The organism is Streptomyces sp. YIM 130001 (assembly GCF_003574445.1).
Classification (GTDB): domain Bacteria; phylum Actinomycetota; class Actinomycetes; order Streptomycetales; family Streptomycetaceae; genus Streptomyces.
In genome coordinates this window covers 118882-136096 of record NZ_KZ984568.1, presented here as the reverse complement: position 1 = coordinate 136096, position 17215 = coordinate 118882, and the positions used below count along the sequence as shown (strand labels likewise).

12 protein-coding genes and 1 pseudogene are annotated in these 17215 nt (G+C 71.5%); 4 read left to right on the top strand and 9 right to left on the bottom strand.

The features are described 5' to 3' along the window. The 5 genes from DSC45_RS30665 to DSC45_RS30645 all read right to left on the bottom strand — a co-directional run. Nucleotides 1–295: flavodoxin-dependent (E)-4-hydroxy-3-methylbut-2-enyl-diphosphate synthase (locus tag DSC45_RS30665; protein ID WP_162929393.1), on the bottom strand; the 295-nt coding region annotated here is incomplete at its 3' end. A gap of 173 nt (nucleotides 296–468) precedes the next feature. Beyond that, entirely contained in the window at nucleotides 469–1770 is a 1302-nt protein-coding gene (locus DSC45_RS30660) for a M50 family metallopeptidase (protein WP_119295246.1), read from the bottom strand. Further along, the gene (dxr, locus tag DSC45_RS30655) at nucleotides 1767–3050 is read right to left on the bottom strand and encodes a 1-deoxy-D-xylulose-5-phosphate reductoisomerase (RefSeq protein ID WP_119295245.1); all 1284 of its coding nucleotides are present in this window, start codon (nucleotides 3048–3050) and stop codon (nucleotides 1767–1769) included. Before dxr ends, DSC45_RS30660 begins: the two co-directional genes overlap by 4 nt. A 96-nt stretch (nucleotides 3051–3146) precedes the next feature. After that, complete coding sequence (locus DSC45_RS30650) at nucleotides 3147–5096, bottom strand: acyl-CoA dehydrogenase family protein (protein WP_119295244.1); 1950 nt, start codon at nucleotides 5094–5096, stop codon at nucleotides 3147–3149. Between the two features lie 162 nt (nucleotides 5097–5258). After that, complete coding sequence (locus DSC45_RS30645) at nucleotides 5259–5960, bottom strand: TetR/AcrR family transcriptional regulator (RefSeq protein WP_119295243.1); 702 nt, start codon at nucleotides 5958–5960, stop codon at nucleotides 5259–5261. A gap of 82 nt (nucleotides 5961–6042) precedes the next feature. Between DSC45_RS30645 and DSC45_RS30640 the strand changes: the two genes are divergently transcribed. Together DSC45_RS30640 and DSC45_RS30635 are read left to right on the top strand one after the other, a co-directional pair. Further along, nucleotides 6043–6975, top strand: a complete 933-nt coding sequence (locus DSC45_RS30640) for an alpha/beta fold hydrolase (protein ID WP_119295242.1) — start codon at nucleotides 6043–6045, stop codon at nucleotides 6973–6975. Nucleotides 6976–7069: 94 nt separating this feature from the next. Continuing rightward, a complete protein-coding gene (locus DSC45_RS30635; protein WP_119295241.1) occupies nucleotides 7070–7282 on the top strand; it encodes a hypothetical protein in 213 nt (70 codons plus the stop codon). 84 nt (nucleotides 7283–7366) lie between these two features. On the opposite strand, the gene DSC45_RS30630 is transcribed toward DSC45_RS30635, so the two are convergent. From DSC45_RS30630 to DSC45_RS30620, 3 genes are all read right to left on the bottom strand, one after another. Beyond that, the gene (locus tag DSC45_RS30630) at nucleotides 7367–8818 is read right to left on the bottom strand and encodes an aldehyde dehydrogenase family protein (RefSeq protein ID WP_119295240.1); all 1452 of its coding nucleotides are present in this window, start codon (nucleotides 8816–8818) and stop codon (nucleotides 7367–7369) included. A 181-nt stretch (nucleotides 8819–8999) separates the two neighbouring features. Further along, nucleotides 9000–10649: a PucR family transcriptional regulator gene (locus DSC45_RS30625; protein WP_119295239.1), complete on the bottom strand. Its 1650-nt coding sequence runs from the start codon at nucleotides 10647–10649 to the stop codon at nucleotides 9000–9002. 243 nt (nucleotides 10650–10892) lie between these two features. Further along, on the bottom strand, nucleotides 10893–13088 hold the full coding sequence (locus tag DSC45_RS30620; protein WP_240434934.1) for a type IV secretory system conjugative DNA transfer family protein: 2196 nt from the start codon (nucleotides 13086–13088) through the stop codon (nucleotides 10893–10895). Between the two features lie 346 nt (nucleotides 13089–13434). On the opposite strand from DSC45_RS30620, the gene gabT reads away from it, so the two are divergent. Then, entirely contained in the window at nucleotides 13435–14769 is a 1335-nt protein-coding gene (gene gabT / locus DSC45_RS30615) for a 4-aminobutyrate--2-oxoglutarate transaminase (RefSeq protein WP_119295238.1), read from the top strand. A 453-nt stretch (nucleotides 14770–15222) separates the two neighbouring features. Next, a complete protein-coding gene (locus tag DSC45_RS30610) occupies nucleotides 15223–15906 on the top strand; it encodes a phosphatase PAP2 family protein (RefSeq protein WP_240434933.1) in 684 nt (227 codons plus the stop codon). A gap of 46 nt (nucleotides 15907–15952) precedes the next feature. Here the strand turns inward: DSC45_RS30610 and DSC45_RS30605 are convergent. Beyond that, nucleotides 15953–16951 (bottom strand): annotated as a pseudogene (locus tag DSC45_RS30605) (chitinase); the annotation flags it as partial. Nucleotides 16952–17215: the final 264 nt, after the last annotated feature.

The following is a 17215-nucleotide window of genomic DNA, read 5'->3' as shown; positions in this document are numbered from 1 at the left end:
GGAAGTGAATATCCGCGATCACCGGAATCTGCGACTTCTTCGCGATCACCGACAGTGCGTCGGCGTCGTCCTGCGTCGGGCACGCCACACGCACGATCTGACAGCCCGACGCCGTCAACTCCGCGATCTGCTGCAGCGTCGGGCCGATGTCCGACGTACGCGTCGTCGTCATCGACTGCACCGACACCGGGGCGTCGCCACCCACCGCGACCGTGCCCACCTGGATCTGCCGCGAGCGACGCCGCTCGGCCAGCTTGGTCGGAACGGACGGCATTCCCAGAGAAATGGCAGTCATCTGCTGTGCAACCCCAAGGTGTGGATCAAGGTGGATCGATTCCCGAGATCAACGGGCTTCCAAGCTTCGAGATTACGGCACCACGCACGCGCCGGGCACATCGCACCGCCCTGCCCGCCACACGGCACGGCGGCCGGACACCACGGTGCCCGACCGCCGTGAACGCCGCGTGATCAGGAGATTTTGACCGGATTGACGACGTCCGCCACCAGTACGAGCAGGGTGAAGCAGACGAAGACCCCGGCCACCACGTACGCCACGGGCATCAGCCTCGCCACGTCGAACGGACCCGGGTCGGGGCGCTTGAACAGCCGCGCGAGGTGGCGCCGCGCCGACTCCCACAGGGCTCCCGCGATGTGCCCGCCGTCCAGCGGAAGCAACGGCAGCATGTTGAACAGGAACAGCGAGAGGTTGAATCCCGCGACGAGGAACAGCATCATCGCGATCTGGTTCTCCGGCGGGATGTCGAGAGTGAACACCTCGCCGCCGACCCGTGCCGCACCGACCACGCCCATCGGTGAGTCCTGTGCCCGCTCGCCGTCGCCGAAGGCCGCGTCCCACAGGGCGGGGATCTTCGACGGCAGGGCGATGAGCGCCTCGACGCCGTTCTCCATCATGTCGCCCATACGGTTCACGGAGTCGCCGAAGGACTGCTGGACGATGCCGGAGGCCGGGGTGAAGCCGAGGAAGCCGGCGTACACGTACTGGTCCGCGACGTAGCCGCCGTCGCCGTCGGTCTTGCTGACCTGGTTCCTGATCAGGTCGGCCTTCAGTTCCTTGCGGACGCCGTCACGCTCCACGGTGAGCGTGGCCGGGCCGATGGTGTCGCGGATGGTGCCCTGCAGGGTCGACCAGTCCTCCACCGGCTTGCCGTCGAACGCGACGATCTTGTCGCCGGGCTTGAGGCCGGCGGCCTTGGCGGGTGCCGCCTTGTCGCCCTTCTCACAGGTGGCGCGGTTCTCGCTCTGCGAGATGACGCAGTCGGACACCTTGCTGACCGTGGTCGTCTGCTCGTTGTAGCCGAACGTCATCAGGACGCCGAGGAAGATCGCGACGGCCAGGATGAGGTTCATGAACGGGCCGGCGAACATCACGATCACGCGCTTCCACGGCTTGCGCGTGTAGAAGAGCCGCTTCTCGTCGCCCGGCTGCAGTTCCTCGAAGGCGGCCGAGCGGGCGTCCTCGATCATTCCGCGCCACGGGGAGGTGGAGCGGGCCTCGAGCTTCCCGTCGGGTCCCGGCGGGAACATCCCGATCATGCGGATGTAGCCGCCGAGCGGGATGGCCTTGATGCCGTACTCGGTGTCGCCCTTCTTGCGCGAGAAGATCGTCGGGCCGAAGCCGACCATGTACTGGGGGACGCGGACGCCGAACAGCTTGGCGGTGGAGAGGTGTCCCAGCTCGTGCCAGGCGATCGAGAAGAGCAGCCCGACCACGAAGACGACTATGCCGAGAATCATCATCAAAGTCGTCATGCACGAGCCTCCGCTGTCGCCTGCGCTGCTGTCGTTGCTGTCTGGGTGGGCAATCCGGCCAGTTCACGGGCCCGGGCCCGTGCCCAGGTCTCCGCATCGAGGACGTCCGCGACGGTGAGCGAGGTTCCCGCGCGCGGGGTGCCGTGTTCGGACACGACCCGGGTGACCGTGTCCATGATGCCGTTGAACGGCAGCCCGCCTGCCAGGAACGCGTCGACGCACTCCTCATTCGCGGCATTGAACACTGCCGGGGCCGTTCCCGCGAGCTCGCCCACGTGCCGGGCGAGCCCGACGGACGGGAACGCCTCGTGGTCGAGGGGGAAGAACTCCCAGGTGGAGGCGCGCGACCAGTCGAAGGCGGGGGCGGCGTCCGGGACCCGCTCCGGCCAGCCGATCCCGATCGCGATCGGACCGCCCATGTCGGGCGGCGTGGCCTGCGCCAGGGTGGAGCCGTCGGTGAACTCGACCATGGAGTGCACGTACGACTGGGGGTGGACGACGACCTCGATGCGGTCGAAGGGGATGTCGTAGAGGAGGTGCGCCTCGATGACCTCGAGTCCCTTGTTGACGAGGGTGGCGCTGTTGACCGTGATGACCGGGCCCATCGCCCAGGTGGGGTGGGCCAGCGCGTCCTCGGGCGTGACGGCCGCGAGGTCAGCCTTGGTACGGCCGCGGAACGGGCCGCCGGAGGCGGTGACGACGAGCTTGCGCACGTCGGCGCGGGTGCCGGCGTTGAGCGCCTGGTACAGGGCGGCGTGCTCGGAGTCGACGGGGATGATCTGGGCGGGCTTCGCCAGCGCCTTGACGAGGGGGCCGCCGACGATCAGGGACTCCTTGTTGGCCAGCGCGAGGGTGCGGCCGGCTTCCAGGGCGGCGAGCGTGGGCGCCAGGCCGATCGATCCGGTGATGCCGTTCAGGACGGTGTGGCAGGGCGAGGCGGCGAGTTCGCCGGCCGTGTCCGGTCCGGCCAGGATCTCGGGGAGCGGTTCGCCCGCCCCGTACTCCCGGGCCAGGGCCTCACGCAGCGCGGGTACGGCGTCCTCGCGGGCGACCGCCACGGTGCGCACCCGCAGCTTCCGTGCCTGTTCGGCGAGGAGGTCCACCCGGCCGCCGGCCGCGGACAGGGCAGTGACACGGAACCGGTCCGGGTTGCGCAGCACCAGGTCGACGGCCTGGGTCCCGATGGATCCCGTGGACCCGAGGACGACGAGATCGCGGGGGCCCGCGACCGGATCGAAGACGTGATGCGGGTCGGCCAGTGGGCCGTGGCTGTCGCTCATCCGTCCATTGTCGCCCTGCGCCCGCGCGCGCCGGACAGCACACCCCGGGCGGGCCCCTCAGGTGGTGGTGAATTCGCCGTACGCGCCGGGTCGGGGTCAGCGGATCGGGCGGTGCTGGTTGTCGTACTCGGAGGGACCGGGGCTCGCGTCGGCGATCCAGGGGCCCTCTCCGCTGGGGTCGACGATGCCGCGTTCGAGCCAGGTGTAGGCGCCGCCGAGCACTCCGTCGACGATGCGGTGGTCGACGGAGTCGGTGTTCTTCCACAGGCGTTCGAAGAGTTCCTCGACCCGGATCCGGGACTGCCGGCAGAAGACGTCCGCCAGTTGGTACGCCTCACGCCCGAACTCGTCCTGGTCACGCATGAGTTCGGCCCGTACGCAGGCGGCGCCCATGGCGAACAGCTCGGCGCCGATGTCGACGATGCGGCCGAGAAAGGCCTGTTTGGTCTCCATCCGGCCCTGCCAGCGCGACATGGCGTAGAACGTCGAGCGGGCGAGGCGGCGTGAGGTGCGCTCGACGAAGCGCAGGTGGCCGGACAGGTCCCGGTATCCGTTCGGGTTGAACTCCGCGTAGCTGCGCGGCAGTTGGCCCGATCCGGTAACCAGGCCCGGCAGCCAGCGGGCATAGAAGCCGCCCGCCCGCGCACCGGCCTTGGCCTTGTCGCCGAGCGACTTGTCCGGGTCGATGAGGTCGCCGGCGACCTTGAGGTGGGCGTCGACGGCCTCGCGGGCGATGAGCAGGTGCATGATCTCCGTCGATCCTTCGAAGATCCGGTTGATCCGCAGATCGCGGAGCAACTGCTCGACGGGGACGGCCCGTTCACCGCGCGCGGCGAGCGACTCGGCGGTCTCGAAACCGCGGCCGCCGCGGATCTGGACCAGCTCGTCGGCGATCAGCCAGGCCATCTCCGAGCCGTACAGCTTGGCGAGGGCTGCCTCGATCCGGATGTCGTTGCGGTCCTCGTCGGCCATCTGGGAGGCCAGGTCGAGCACCGCCTCCAGGGCGAAAGTGGTCGCCGCGATGAAGGAGATCTTGGCGCCGACGGCCTCGTGCCGGGCGACCGGCCGGCCCCACTGCTCACGGACGGCGGACCACTCACGCGCGATCTTCAGGCTCCACTTGCCCGCCCCGACGCACATCGCGGGCAGCGAGAGCCGTCCGGTGTTCAGCGTGGTCAGCGCGATCTTGAGGCCGGCGCCCTCGGGTCCGATACGGTTCGCGGCCGGCACCCGGACCTGGTGGAAGCGGGTGACGCCGTTCTCCAGACCGCGCAGCCCCATGAAGGCGTTGCGCTGCTCGACGGTGATGCCCTCGGAATCCGCCTCGACGACGAAGGCGGTGATCCCGCCCTTGTGGTCCTCGGATTCGGGGACTCGGGCCATCACCACGAGGAGATCGGCGATGACGCCGTTCGTCGTCCAGAGCTTCACCCCGTCGAGTACGTAGCTGTCGCCGTCGCGGACCGCGGTGGTGGCCAGCCTGGCCGGGTCCGAGCCGACATCCGGTTCGGTGAGCAGGAAGGCCGAGATGTCGGTACTCGCGAGGCGGGGCAGGTAGGTGTCCCTCTGCTCCTGGGAGCCGAAGATCTTCAGTGGCTGGGGTACGCCGATGGACTGGTGCGCGGAGAGCAGGGCGCCGATCGCGGGGTTGGCCGAACCGACGAGCGCCAGCGCCTTGTTGTAGTAGACCTGGGTGAGGCCGAGGCCGCCGTACTTGGTGTCGATCTTCATCCCGAGCGCGCCGAGTTCCCTGAGGCCGTCGATCACCTCGTCGGGGATGCGTGCCTCACGCTCGATGCGCGCTCCGTCGACCTTCGTCTCGCAGAAGTCGCGCAACCGCGCGAGGAATTCCTCGCCGCGGCGGACGTCGTCGGCGGCCGGGAGCGGACGGGGGTGGATCAGGTCGAGCCGGAAGCGGCCGAGGAAGAGTTCCTTGGCGAAGCTCGGTTTGCGCCAGTCCTGTTCGCGGGCCGCCTCGGCGACCTGCCGCGCTTCACGTTCGGAGACCCTGGCGGTCCCCGGGGAGTCGGAGGGTACTGCGGACATGAGGGCTCACCTCGCCGCGAGCGGGTCGACGGAACCGGCCGGTACTGCCCGGCCGCACCACTACGGAGACGGCCGGGCCTATGACTCACGGTAGGGGCGGCCACCGCATCGGGCCAGCGCGTGCCCTCGACCAATTCCGCTCCCCGCGCCGGACAGGAGTGCTCAGGCGGAGGCGCCCGGTGGGACGAGCCCGGTGAGTACCAGGCGCATCGTCCGCTCGAACGCCGCTCCCGAGCCCTCCGCCAGATCCCGTGCGCCGCGGTCGGCCACGGCGGCAGCCGTGTGCGGGTGGCTCCCCTCTGAGGCCGTCCGACGCAGATAGGCGGCCTGCGCCGCCTGGCGGTCCGTGTCCGCGCCGCTGCCGCTGAGCTCCACCCGGGCGAACTGTGCGGACAGGGCGCCGATCAGCGCGACGATCTCCATCTTGGTCCCGCCCGGGAGCCGGGTGGGCGCCAGCGCCCGCAGCGCGTACTCCAGGTAGTCCAGGCCTCGGGGGCCCAACCGGAGTGGTTCCGGGGGGATTTCGACCAGCCAGGGGTGCCGCAGATGGAGGGCCTTGGTCCGGGCGGCCAGGGCCAGCAGATCGTCGACCGGAGCGCCGAGCGGGACGTCGAGGTCGATCTCGCCGGTCACCGTGTCCGCCATCAGGTCGAGCAGATCCTCACGGCCGGAGATGTAGCGGTACAGCGACGACTGTCCGGCGCCCAGTTCCTTGGCGACCTGGCGCATGGAGACGGCCGTGAGGCCGCTGCGGTCCGCCAGTGCGACGGCGACGGCGGCGAGTTCCGCGAGGCTGTGCACGGCCGCGGGGCCGCGGGCTCCGCGTTCCGGCCGTGTCCAGACGTTCACCGGCTTCTGGGTCACCCTGCCACCTTCCCTCTCACGTACGCGGCGCGTGCCTTATTCTAAAACTGCGAACACCGATCGCAGTTTCAGGGAGGTCCTTATGTCCGCGCCACCGGCACGCCTGTGGAGCCCGGTCCGTCGGGCCGAGAACGGCCCGGTACGGCTGGCCTTCGACCAGTTGACCGAAGGGGCCGACGGCGAACCGCTACTGCTGGCCACGGGCCTCGGTGCCAACCGGCACTGGTTCCCCGACGGGCTCTGCCGGATGCTGGCGGCGCACGGCTTCGCCGTGGCCAGATACGACCAGCGCGACGGCGGGGACTCGACGCACTTCCCGCCCACCGGCGGCCGCAATCCGATCTCCGCACTCTTCACCCGCCGCGGAGCGGCCTACACGGCCGAGGACATGGCGGACGACGCCGTCGCCGTCCTGGACGCTCTCGACTGGGACTCGGCACACCTGTGGGGCGTCTCCCTGGGCGGAGCCGTCGCCCAGCGCGTCGCCCTGAGACACCCGGACCGCGTCCGGACCCTCACGACGATGGCCGCGGTCCCCGGAGACGTCGCCGGCCTGCGGACCATGCGGTACATACGGATGGGAACGCTGGCGAAATTCGGCCGCCTGAAGTTCCCCGACACCCGCGAGGGGGCGATCGAGGCCGGCGTCGCCGTCTCCCGCCTCATCGCCTCGCCCCACCGACCCTTCGACGAAGCGGCCGCCCGAGAAGCCGCCGCACGCAACGTCGACACCGGCATCCACGACCCGCAGGCACAGAGCCGCCAGATCGGTGCCCAATGGCACGGCCCGCCGATCAGCGCGATCACCCGGCCCACGCTCATCCTGCACGGGGCGGACGACCCCCTCATCAAGCCGAACGCCGCAGCGGCGATCGCATCCCGGATCCGCGACTCCCGCACGGTCCTGCTGCCCCGGGTGGGCCATGAGCTCCCCGAGGACTCATGGCCCGCCATCACCTCCGAGCTCGGACGGCTGACCGCCGCGTCGCACCGGCCGCCCGAGCCACCCGCCTGACGTCCGCGTCCGCGCCGTATCGGTCACAAGAACGTGGGGGGTGCGCGAAACCCGGGATTGCATTCGAATTCGAACATTAGATCTAATTGGAAGCATGGCTCAGCGCACCCTCCCCCACGACCTGGTCCGTACGCAGCAGGAATGGGACCGGACGTACCGCGCCCTGGCCCAGCGGCCCGGCCGCCGAGCCGTCCTGCGCCGACGACTGCTGCGGCTCTCGACCCGTCTCTACTTCCATCCGGCCCTGGCCCGTCCCGGCGCACGCGTGGAGCTGGAGCGCCTGGCCCGCGAGCCGGACGAGGCGTGACGGTGCCGTGCCCCCGGCGCAGACGCGACGACGGCCGGAGTCCGCGCGGGTGCGGGCTCCGGCCGTCGGTCGGCAACAGGGCGTCTACAGCTCGATGTTGGTGAACACCATCACGCGCTCGTAGGTGTAGTCGTCCATCGCGAAGCGCACGCCCTCGCGGCCCACACCGGACTGCTTGGTGCCGCCGTACGGCATCTGGTCGGCGCGGTACGACGGGACGTCGCCGACGATCACGCCGCCGACCTCGAGGCGTCGGTGGGCGCGGAAGGCCGCCTGCACATCGCGGGTGAACAGACCTGCCTGCAGGCCGTACTTGGAGTCGTTGACGGCGTCGAAGGCGGCCTGCTCGCTCTCCACACGCTGCACGCTGAGGACCGGTCCGAAGACCTCCTCGCAGGAGAGCGTGACGTCGGCGGGCAGGTCGGCCAACACGGTCGGCGCGTAGGCGGCTCCGTCCCGCTTGCCGCCGGTGAGCAACTTGGCGCCGCCCGCGACGGCCTCGTCCACCCAGGCCTCGACGCGCTTGGCGGCATCCTCACTGACCAGCGGGCCAACGTCCGTGGCGTCGTCCGACGGGTCGCCGGTGACCTGCGACTCGACGGCCTTCACGATGCGCGGAAGGAGCGCGTCGTAGACCGAGGAGTCCGCGATGACGCGCTGGACGGAGATGCAGGACTGGCCGCCCTGGTAGTTCGAGAAGGTCGCGATGCGGCTCGCGGCCCAGTCGAGGTCGGCCTCGGAGGCGAAGTCCTCGAGGACGACGGCGGCGCCGTTCCCGCCCAGCTCCAGGGTGAGGTGCTTGCGCGGCACCGAGTCCATGATCGCGTAGCCGACCTTGTCGGAGCCGGTGAACGAGATGACGGGCAGGCGCTCGTCCTGGACCAGGGCGGGCATCTTGTCGTTGGTGACCGGCAGGATGCTCCAGGAACCCGCCGGGAGCTCGGTCTCGGCGAGCAGCTCGCCGAGGATCAGGCCCGAGAGCGGGGTGGCGGGGGCCGGCTTGAGGATGATCGGGGCGCCGACCGCGATCGCCGGGGCGATCTTGTGGGCGCAGAGGTTGAGCGGGAAGTTGAAGGGCGCGATGCCGAGCACGACGCCGCGGGGGAAACGGCGGGTCAGGGCGAGCCGGCCGACGCCGCCCGCGTCGGTGTCGAGACGCTGGCCCTCGCCGCCGTTGTGCCTGCGGGCCTCCTCGGCGGCGAAGCGGAACACCGAGACGGCACGGCCGAGTTCACCGCGGGCCCACTTCATCGGCTTGCCGTTCTCGGCGGAGATCAGCCGGGCGAGCTCCTCGGTGCGCTCCACCAGCCGGCGGCTGACGTGGTCGAGGGCCGCGGCGCGGATGTGCGCGGGGGTGGCGGCGAACTCGTCGCGTACCGCGTAGGCGGCGGCCACCGCCTCCTCGACCTGGTCGTCGGTCGGGATGCTGATCGTGCCGATCTCGCGGCCGTCCCAGGGCGAGGTGACGCGGTGCGTGGTCTCGCCGGTGGCCTGGCGGCCGGCGAGCCAGAAGGCGTGGGTGTCGATGGAAGTCATGGTCCGGCCCTTCCGCGGTGGGGTGTCTGACTGTCTCCCCCACCGTAGGGGCGCCCCGCGTCCGGGTCGTTTGTCCGGCGCGTAGCGATTGGGCGTAGTCGTGCGCCGGAATGGCAGGTGCCGCTGGGGCCGGTGGTGTGGGGTACGGGCACGGGCCGGTCCGATGCGTTGCGGACGCGGGTCAGACCGTGGCCGCGGCCGTGACCTTGAGGGCGAGCCAGAGCTCCATGCGGGTGTCCGGGTCGTCCAGGGACCGGCCCAGGATCTCCTCGACGCGGCGCATCCGGTAGCGCAGGGTGTGGCGGTGCACTCCGAGGTCGGCCGCGGCCGCGTCCCACTGGCCGTGCCGGGAGAGCCAGGCCCGCAGCGAGGCGACCAGGTCGCCTCGGCCGGTGGCGTCGTGCTCGTGCAGCGCCCTGAGAGTGCCGTCGGCGAAGGCGCGTACCGCGTCGTCCGCGAGCAGCGGAACGACCGATCCGGAGGCGAGCTCCTCGTGCTCGACGAGGGTGCGGCCGCGGCGGCGGGCCACCGAGAGCGCCTGCTCGGCCTGTTTGTACGCACTGGCGGCCGCGATGGGTCCGGCCGGCGCGGAGAGCCCCACGACGAGGTCGTCGCCGGACCACTGGACGCCGAGCGCGCTTCCGGTGACGGGCTTCTCGCCGGGGGTGCGCTCGGCGTCCAGGGCCTCGGCGTACCGGGCGCAGGCCGCGGCCGCCGCACCGCCGTCCGCGAAGAGCAGCACCAGGCGGTCGTCGCCACCGCCGTCCGGCACCACGAGGACGGTCTCGCCGGCGCGGGCGGCGGCCGATTCGACCACGTCGGCGAGCGTGGTGCGCGGATCGGCCGCCGGGTCGGCCGTCCCGGCCTGGGCGTCGTGATGAGTACGGCCGTTGGAGCCGGCTTCGGCGATCAACAGGCGAAACGGGGCGTCGAGCAGCCCGCCGTAGAGGTCACCCGCCACGGCGCGCGCGTGGCCGGGCTCGCCGGCCAGGAGCATCCGCAGGACCGCGGCACCGAGCCGCTGCTCGGCGGACTGCAGGGCCCGGGAGCGTTCGGTGGTGAGGGTGAGCAGGGCGATCGCGGAGTGGACGGCGTACCGCTCGGCGGTGCCGAGTGCGGTGCCGGTGCCCACGGCGAGTGCCGTGCGCGGACGCCGTCCGGTACCGATCGAGTGCAGCTCGATCCGGTCCTCGGCACCGCTGACGACGAGGCTGGCGGGTGCCGCGCGGCCGTGCAGCCGCTCGACGTCGGGGATGATCCGGGCGGCCCGGCGCGCGGCCCATTCAGGTGCGGCGGCGACGACCGCACCCGCGGCGTCGTAGAGCGCGGCCCAGCCGTCCACCTGCCCGGCGAGCGCGCCGAGCAGCCCGTCGGGTCCGGCCGCGACGGCCTGCCGGGTGAGCTCGCGCTGCGCGGCGAATCCCGCGGTGACGGAGCGGTACTGGTCCGCGGCGATCGCCGCTGACACCGCCTTGGTGATGGCGATGAACGGGGTTCTGCGGGGCACCCCGAGCACCGGGAGCCCTTCGTCCGCGGCCGCGCCGAGCAGCGCCTGCGGTACGTCGTCGTAGTGCACGCCCACGGCGAAGCCCAGGCCGATGACACCGGCCTCCACCAGGCGCTTCACATACCGGCGCATCGCGACCGGATCCTCGGCCTCCAGCTTCAGGGCCGTGATCAGGAGCAGCTCGCCACCCTCCATGTAGGGCACGGGGTCGGCGAGTTCGCTCGCGTGCGCCCAGCGCACCTGGGTGTCGAGGTGCTCCTCACCCGCACGCACGGTGAGCTTGAGCGCGGAGTGGTGCACGAGCGAGGCGAGCGTGGGCGGCATCGGGTCTTCCGGGCAGCGGGCGGGCAGGTGGGGTGGAGGTGTCTCCCTTGGCCGTCGTGTATGAACGGCCTTTCACGATTCTGCCTCACCGTATGGATGCCTCGTGGCGATCCCGTGTGGAATCTTGTGTGACCTTGCGCGTACGGCGGGGGCGCAGGTAGGGGACGCACTGGTTCCGCCAACCGCCCAGGCAACCGCCGAGGCATCCGCCACCGCGACCCCGCCGCGGCGGGAAAGGTCCGCTCAGGAGTGCAGGTCCACCAGGAGCGGGGGCGCGTGGTCGCCACGCACCGAGGTCAGGGAGAGCACCGCGTGGCCAGGCGGCACCGCGTGCGCGAGGTCGGACGCGGACCAGCGCTCGCGCTCGACCTGGCGCACCGTGACCGACTGGGCCGTGGGTGCCTTGCCGGTGATCACCTTGCGCAGGAAGTGGGAGACCTTGGTGAGCGGTTCGTCCGCGACGATCTGCCGGTCGGTGACGTCCCGCGCCTCGATCCACTCCTTGCCCCAGACCTCCGCGAACTGCTGACCGTCCCAGGGCGTGAGCCCGGACAGCGCCATCCGGCAGCCGATCGCACCGAGCAGTCCGGCGCGCAGCGGGGCGGCGACGTCGTCCAGGGTGCGCAGGGTGAGCACCGCCCCCGCGTTCGCCGAGCGGAGCCGCTGGATGCCGCGGACCGTCTCCGGGGTGACGCAGCGCGCGGCGTCGTCGAGCACCAGGCAGGCGAAGAGCGAGCGGTCCTCACGGTGTACGGCGCTGGCGGTGAACTGGGCGAGGATCAGTCGGGCCAGGATCCGCGAGGCGTCCGCGTGGCCCCGCTCCGGCAGATCGATCCGTACGCGTACGGGATGGTCGAGGGCCCGGAGCGAGAACGGGCGGCTGCCGCCCGAGGTGTCGAAGAACGCGGCGAATGCCGGCCGGTCGAGCAGCGCGATCCGGTCGGCGAGCAGCACGCCCGGGTCGCCCGAGGTCCCCGACTGCCGCTCCCGCGCGTCGAGTTCGCGCAGCATGGAGTGCTGCCCGGTGTCGTCGAGTGCCTTGCGCAGGGCGCCGATCGGTACGGGCGCGCCGTCGAGCAGTTCGCGCAGTTCCGGTACGGACGGGAAGCGGCCGTGCACCGCGTGGAACGGGCCGAGGAGTTGGGCGAGCGCGGTGGCCGGGCGGCCGTTGTCCCCGCCGGGCGCGACGAGGTCGCCGACCAGTGCCTCGGCGAGCACACTCGCGGCCTCGTCGGGGTCCGGGGCGCCGCCGTAGAGATCGAGGTCGTACACGGAACTCGGGTGTCCGATACGGATGACCACGTCGTAGTTCTCGTCGGAACCGAGCCGTACGCCGTCGCCTCCCACGGCGACCACGGCGGCGCGTCCGGTGAGCGCGCCGAGGCAGAGTGCCTCCGCGAGCGGCCGGGAGACGCTCTGTGTCTTGCCCGAGCCGGACGGGCCGACGGCGAGCAGTGAGGTGCCGAGCAGGTCGGGGCCCAGGCCGAGGCCGGTGCCGCGGTACTGGTACGGATTGCGGGTGCTGTCGGCGGTGGTACCCAGCCGGACCTGGGCCGCGGCCAGGTCGTGCCGCGCGAGCCGGACCGGCAGATCGCGCGCGCCGGACGGGTGGACGCAGGCCGCAGCTCCGTCCCTGAGCACCGCACGGGTGAACTCGACGGCGTCGTGCCGGCCGGAGCGTACCGAGTGCCAGGCGCGGGTGATCCGGGCGTGGTCCACGTCCCGCATCCGGCCGTCCTGCGCATCCGCGCCGAGCCGGTCCGCCGCGTCCGATGCGCCGGCGGTGCGCAGTTGGGGCCAGCCGGCGGGGTCCTCCGCGGGGGTGGGCAGCGGCGGTGGGGGCTCGGGATTCTTGAAGCGGGGCAGGACGTAGCGGCGCCAGACTTCGGGCCAGCGGCCGACTCGGCCGACCACGAACATGATCCCGAAGGCGATCAGCCCGTAGTAGGCGTACCAGACGGCCGTGTTCGTGAACTGGCTCTCGCCGGAGCGCCAGGAGCCCGGAGTGACGAGTTCCAGGGGCACCACCCACCAGCCGCCCAGATAGCCGTTCCAGAGCAACGACCACAGCAGCCAACCGCAGAGGAACGCGATCAGCGCCCCGCTGAGCAGCTGCCGGCCCGGCACCTTGGCGGGCTCCTCCGCCGGACGCGGCCGGTGCCCGAACCGCCAGATCCCCGGCGGCGACTCGGGCCGCGGGGTGCGCAGCCAGGCCAGGAACGCCGGCCCGTCAGAGGGCGGCGCATCGGCTGGCGGCCTGCCGGGAGCGGGCGGGGCGGACGGGGGCGCGGGAGGCGACGGCGGGGTGCGGGGCGGACTCGCGGGGCGCGGCACGGACCCCGCACCGTGGCCTCGGTCCGGGGTGGTGCCGGGTTCCCCCTGGCCCGGCTCGGAGGCGCGAGGCACCCCCCGAGCGTCGCGCGTGCCGTCGGTGTCCATTTGGCCCTGCCCCCTGACCAGCCTGTCTGTCGTCCGTGCGGGCCTCAATCTAGTGGCTGCGCATGGGTAGTTCAGCGTTCCGCTCGTAGTGCCGGAGCGTCGTCGGGCGCCCCTGCTCTGTCTTTCCCGTCCGTACGGGAGCACGAACCGGTCCGCGGGGAGCAACCGGCCGCAGGCCCGCGAGGGCGGCCATCACCCGGCCACGGGGGAAGAACCCCATCCAGGCATATGGACGCCACGGACAAGCGACACCGGGGAAATTCTCCCGAACGGAACATGCCCCGGCGCCTCCGTCCGCCCTAGCCTGCGAAGAGCATCGCGTCCGATCCACCCCCAGGAGCCCCTTATGAGTGCAATTCCGCAGGAGCGCCGCCTCGTCACCGCCGTCCCGGGCCCGAAGTCGCAGGAGCTGCAGTCCCGCCGCACCGCATCGGTGGCCGGCGGCGTGGGCTCCGTGATGCCGGTCTTCGCGGCCAAGGCGGACGGCGGCATCATCGAGGACGTCGACGGCAACCGCTTCATCGACTTCGGTTCCGGTATCGCCGTGACCACCGTCGGTGCCTCCGCCGAGGCCGTGGTGCGCCGCGCCTCCGCGCAGCTCGCCGACTTCACGCACACCTGCTTCATGGTCACGCCGTACGAGGGGTACGTCGCGGTCGCCGAGGCGCTCGCCGAGCTGACCCCGGGCGACCACGCGAAGAAGTCGGCCCTGTTCAACTCGGGCGCCGAGGCCGTCGAGAACGCGGTCAAGATCGCTCGCGCCCACACCAAGCGGCAGGCCGTCGTCGTCTTCGACCACGGCTACCACGGGCGCACCAACCTGACGATGGCGCTCACCAGCAAGAACATGCCGTACAAGCACGGTTTCGGGCCGTTCGCCCCGGAGGTCTACCGCGTCCCGGTCGCGTACGGATACCGCTGGCCGACCGGTCCGGACAACTGCGGCCCGGAGGCCGCGGAGCAGGCCATCGACCACATCGCGAAGCAGATCGGCGCCGAGAACGTCGCCGCGATCATCATCGAGCCGGTGCTCGGCGAGGGCGGTTTCATCGAGCCGGCCAAGGGCTTCCTGCCGGCCGTCGCGGAGTACGCCAAGGACAACGGCATCGTCTTCGTGGCGGACGAGATCCAGTCGGGCTTCTGCCGTACCGGCCAGTGGTTCGCGTGTGAGGACGAGCAGATCGTGCCCGACCTGATCACCACGGCCAAGGGCATCGCGGGTGGTCTTCCGCTGTCCGCCGTGACGGGCCGCGCCGAGATCATGGACGCCGCGCACGGCGGCGGCCTCGGCGGCACCTACGGCGGAAACCCGGTGGCCTGCGCGGGCGCGCTCGGCGCGATCGAGACGATGAAGGAGCTGGACCTCAATGCGCGGGCCAAGCGCATCGAGGAGGTCATGAAGCCCCGACTCACCGCGATGCAGGAGAAGTTCGACGTGATCGGCGACGTCCGCGGCCGCGGCGCGATGCTCGCCGTGGAACTGGTCAAGGACCGCGCCACGAAGGAACCGGACACCGAGGCCACCGCGAAGGTCGCCAAGGCGTGCCACGAGGCGGGGCTGCTGGTCCTGACGACCGGCACGTACAGCAACGTCGTGCGCTTCCTGCCGCCGCTGGTCATCGGCGAGGATCTGCTCAACGACGGCCTCGACGTCCTCGAGGAAGCGTTCGCAGCACTCTGACCGGCAGCGCTCGGGGGCACGGCAGCCACCCCTCGGCCGCGCCGACAGGGGCTGCGAGGTGAAGAAGGTGTGCGGGGCCGATGGCGGGACGCTGTTCGGCCTGTCGGTCCCGCGGGCCCTGCCGTACGTTCTACGCAGATGAGTGAAACACCTCGCCCACAGGGGACTGCGGACGAGGCCGGGTCGGCGCTTCCCCGGTGCCGCCCTGGACGTGCCGACGCGCACACCACCGGATCCCGGCGCTCGGGAATCCTCACCCGATCGGACTGCCGCTCGCCCCAAACCCCCCGGGGCGCGCGGCACACCGGTCACCCGGCCGCTCCGGGACCTCCCCCCCCCCTGTTCCGGAGCGGCCTGCTCTTCTCCTTCCGGCGGCCTTCGCGCCACGGGCAACTCCCGCGCCCTTCCTGGACGTACGGCATCACGCGGGAGCCGGCACGACGTGCGATCCGGATGACCCGCACGTGGTATGACCGGCGGGTGCTCTACGTCCTGCTCCCCGTACTCCTCGCCCTGCTGTCCTGGCAGGCCGCCGTCGACGGGCCGGTCCGCCGGTTCGACGAACGGCTCGCGGGTGGTCTGCGCGGCCTCGGCCTGCCGCGGCAGCCCGCGGAGTTCTTCGCGGATCTCGGGGGTCTCGCGGTCGCCCTGCCGGTACTTGCCCTCGCCCTCGCCGCGGGGGCCGTGCTCGGGCACCGTGCGGGCGTGCGCCGGTGGTGGCTGCCGCCGCTCGCGGGCGCCTCGGCCCTGGCCGCCGTACCGCTCCTGGTGGCGCCGCTGAAGGCGCTGGTCGGGCGGGACGGGCCGCCGGGCATGGCCTTGGGTGAGGGGTTCTTCCCCTCGGGGCACGCGGCCACCGCGGTGGTCGCGTACGGCGCCGCGGCTCTGGTCCTGCTGCCGTGCGTCCGGTCCGCCCGCCGGCGTCGTGAGGCGGCCGTCGCCTACGGCCTGTTGATGGTGCTGATCGGGACCGGCCTGGTGCAGCGCGGTTACCACTGGCCGCTGGACGTGCTCGGCAGCTGGTGCCTGGGCGGGATGCTGCTGCTCGCACTGCGTGCGGCCCTCGACCGAACGACGGGCGGGGGCCGCACCAAGCTGATCGGCATCAGCGGAAAGGACAACGGCCGGCCGACGTGACGCCGACCGGCCGACTCGACGCGCCGGTCAGCGGACGTGACCCCGCTCAGCCGAAGTAGCCGTCGAAGTTGTTCATGAACTCCCAGTCGCCGTGGCGGTCCCAGTTGATCGACCAGGCCATCAGACCTCCGAGCTCGGGCCAGGTGCCGTGCGGTTCGTACGACCCGCAGTCCGTGCCCTTGGTGAGGCAGTCGAGGGCCTTGTTCACCTCGCCGGTGGCCACGTGGCCGTTGCCCGCGTTGGCCGATGCGGGCATGCCGATGGCGACCTTCTCGGGCGGCAGTGCCGGGAAGACGTTGTCCGTGTTGCCCCCGACCGGGAAGCCGGTGAGCAGCATGTCGGTCATCGCGATGTGGAAGTCGGCGCCGCCCATGGTGTGGAACTGGTCGTCGAGCCCCATGATCGGGCCCGAGTTGTAGTCCTGGACGTGCAGCAGGGTGAGGTCGTCACGCAGCGCGTGGATCACCGGCAGGTAGGCGCCCGCACGCGCGTCCTGGCCGCCCCACTCCCCCGTTCCGTAGTACTGGTAGCCGAGTTGGACGAAGAAGGTCTCGGGCGCCATGGTCAGCGTGAAGCTCTCGCCGTACTTGGCCTTGAGGGTCTTCACCGCGTCGATCAGGTTGACGATCGCGGGAGTTGTCGGGTTCTTGAAGTCGGTGTCGTCGGTGTCGAGCGACAGCGAGTGGCCCTCGAAGTCGATGTCGAGTCCGTCGAGGCCGTACTCGTCGATGATGGCGCTGACCGAGCTGACGAAGGTGTCGCGGGCCTCGGTGGTGTTGAGCTGCACCTGGCCGTTCTGGCCGCCGATCGAGATCAGGACCTTCTTGCCGTCGGCCTGCTTGGCCTTGACGGCCTCCTTGAACTCGTCCTTGCTCTCGACCTCGGGGCACTCGGTCTGGGGACAGAGTTCGAAGCGGATGTCGCCGGAGGTCGCGGAGGTGGGTTCACCGAAGGCCAGGTCGATGATGTCCCAGCTGTCGGGGACGTCGGCGAGTTTCGCGTAGCCGGAGCCGTTGGCGAAGCTGCTGTGCAGATAGCCGACGAGGGTTCCGCCGGCCAGGCTCCGGGACTCGGTCCGGTCCCGGGTCTCGCCCTGGGTGGTGGGGGAAGGTTCGGCGTCGGCCGCGCGGGCGGCCGCTGCCGTGCCGGTCAGGGAACTCGTGAGGAAGCCGGACACCGCGAGGAGACCCGCGGCTGCCGCAGTGAGGATTCTGCGACGGGAACGGACGGACGCACGGATGCGATCCACAACTGCCTCCGGAGATGGGGGATTTGGAGGGTGGGGACGCCTCAACCTGGTCCAGACCAA

Coding starts and splice junctions, on each gene's coding strand:
- DSC45_RS30660 (WP_119295246.1), bottom strand. CDS start 1,770: ATGACGACTTTGATGATGATTCTCGGCATAGTCGTCTTCGTGGTCGGG.
- dxr (WP_119295245.1), bottom strand. CDS start 3,050: ATGAGCGACAGCCACGGCCCACTGGCCGACCCGCATCACGTCTTCGAT.
- DSC45_RS30650 (WP_119295244.1), bottom strand. CDS start 5,096: ATGTCCGCAGTACCCTCCGACTCCCCGGGGACCGCCAGGGTCTCCGAA.
- DSC45_RS30640 (WP_119295242.1), top strand. CDS start 6,043: ATGTCCGCGCCACCGGCACGCCTGTGGAGCCCGGTCCGTCGGGCCGAG.
- DSC45_RS30635 (WP_119295241.1), top strand. CDS start 7,070: ATGGCTCAGCGCACCCTCCCCCACGACCTGGTCCGTACGCAGCAGGAA.
- DSC45_RS30630 (WP_119295240.1), bottom strand. CDS start 8,818: ATGACTTCCATCGACACCCACGCCTTCTGGCTCGCCGGCCGCCAGGCC.
- DSC45_RS30625 (WP_119295239.1), bottom strand. CDS start 10,649: ATGCCGCCCACGCTCGCCTCGCTCGTGCACCACTCCGCGCTCAAGCTC.
- DSC45_RS30620 (WP_240434934.1), bottom strand. CDS start 13,088: ATGGACACCGACGGCACGCGCGACGCTCGGGGGGTGCCTCGCGCCTCC.
- gabT (WP_119295238.1), top strand. CDS start 13,435: ATGAGTGCAATTCCGCAGGAGCGCCGCCTCGTCACCGCCGTCCCGGGC.
- DSC45_RS30610 (WP_240434933.1), top strand. CDS start 15,223: ATGACCCGCACGTGGTATGACCGGCGGGTGCTCTACGTCCTGCTCCCC.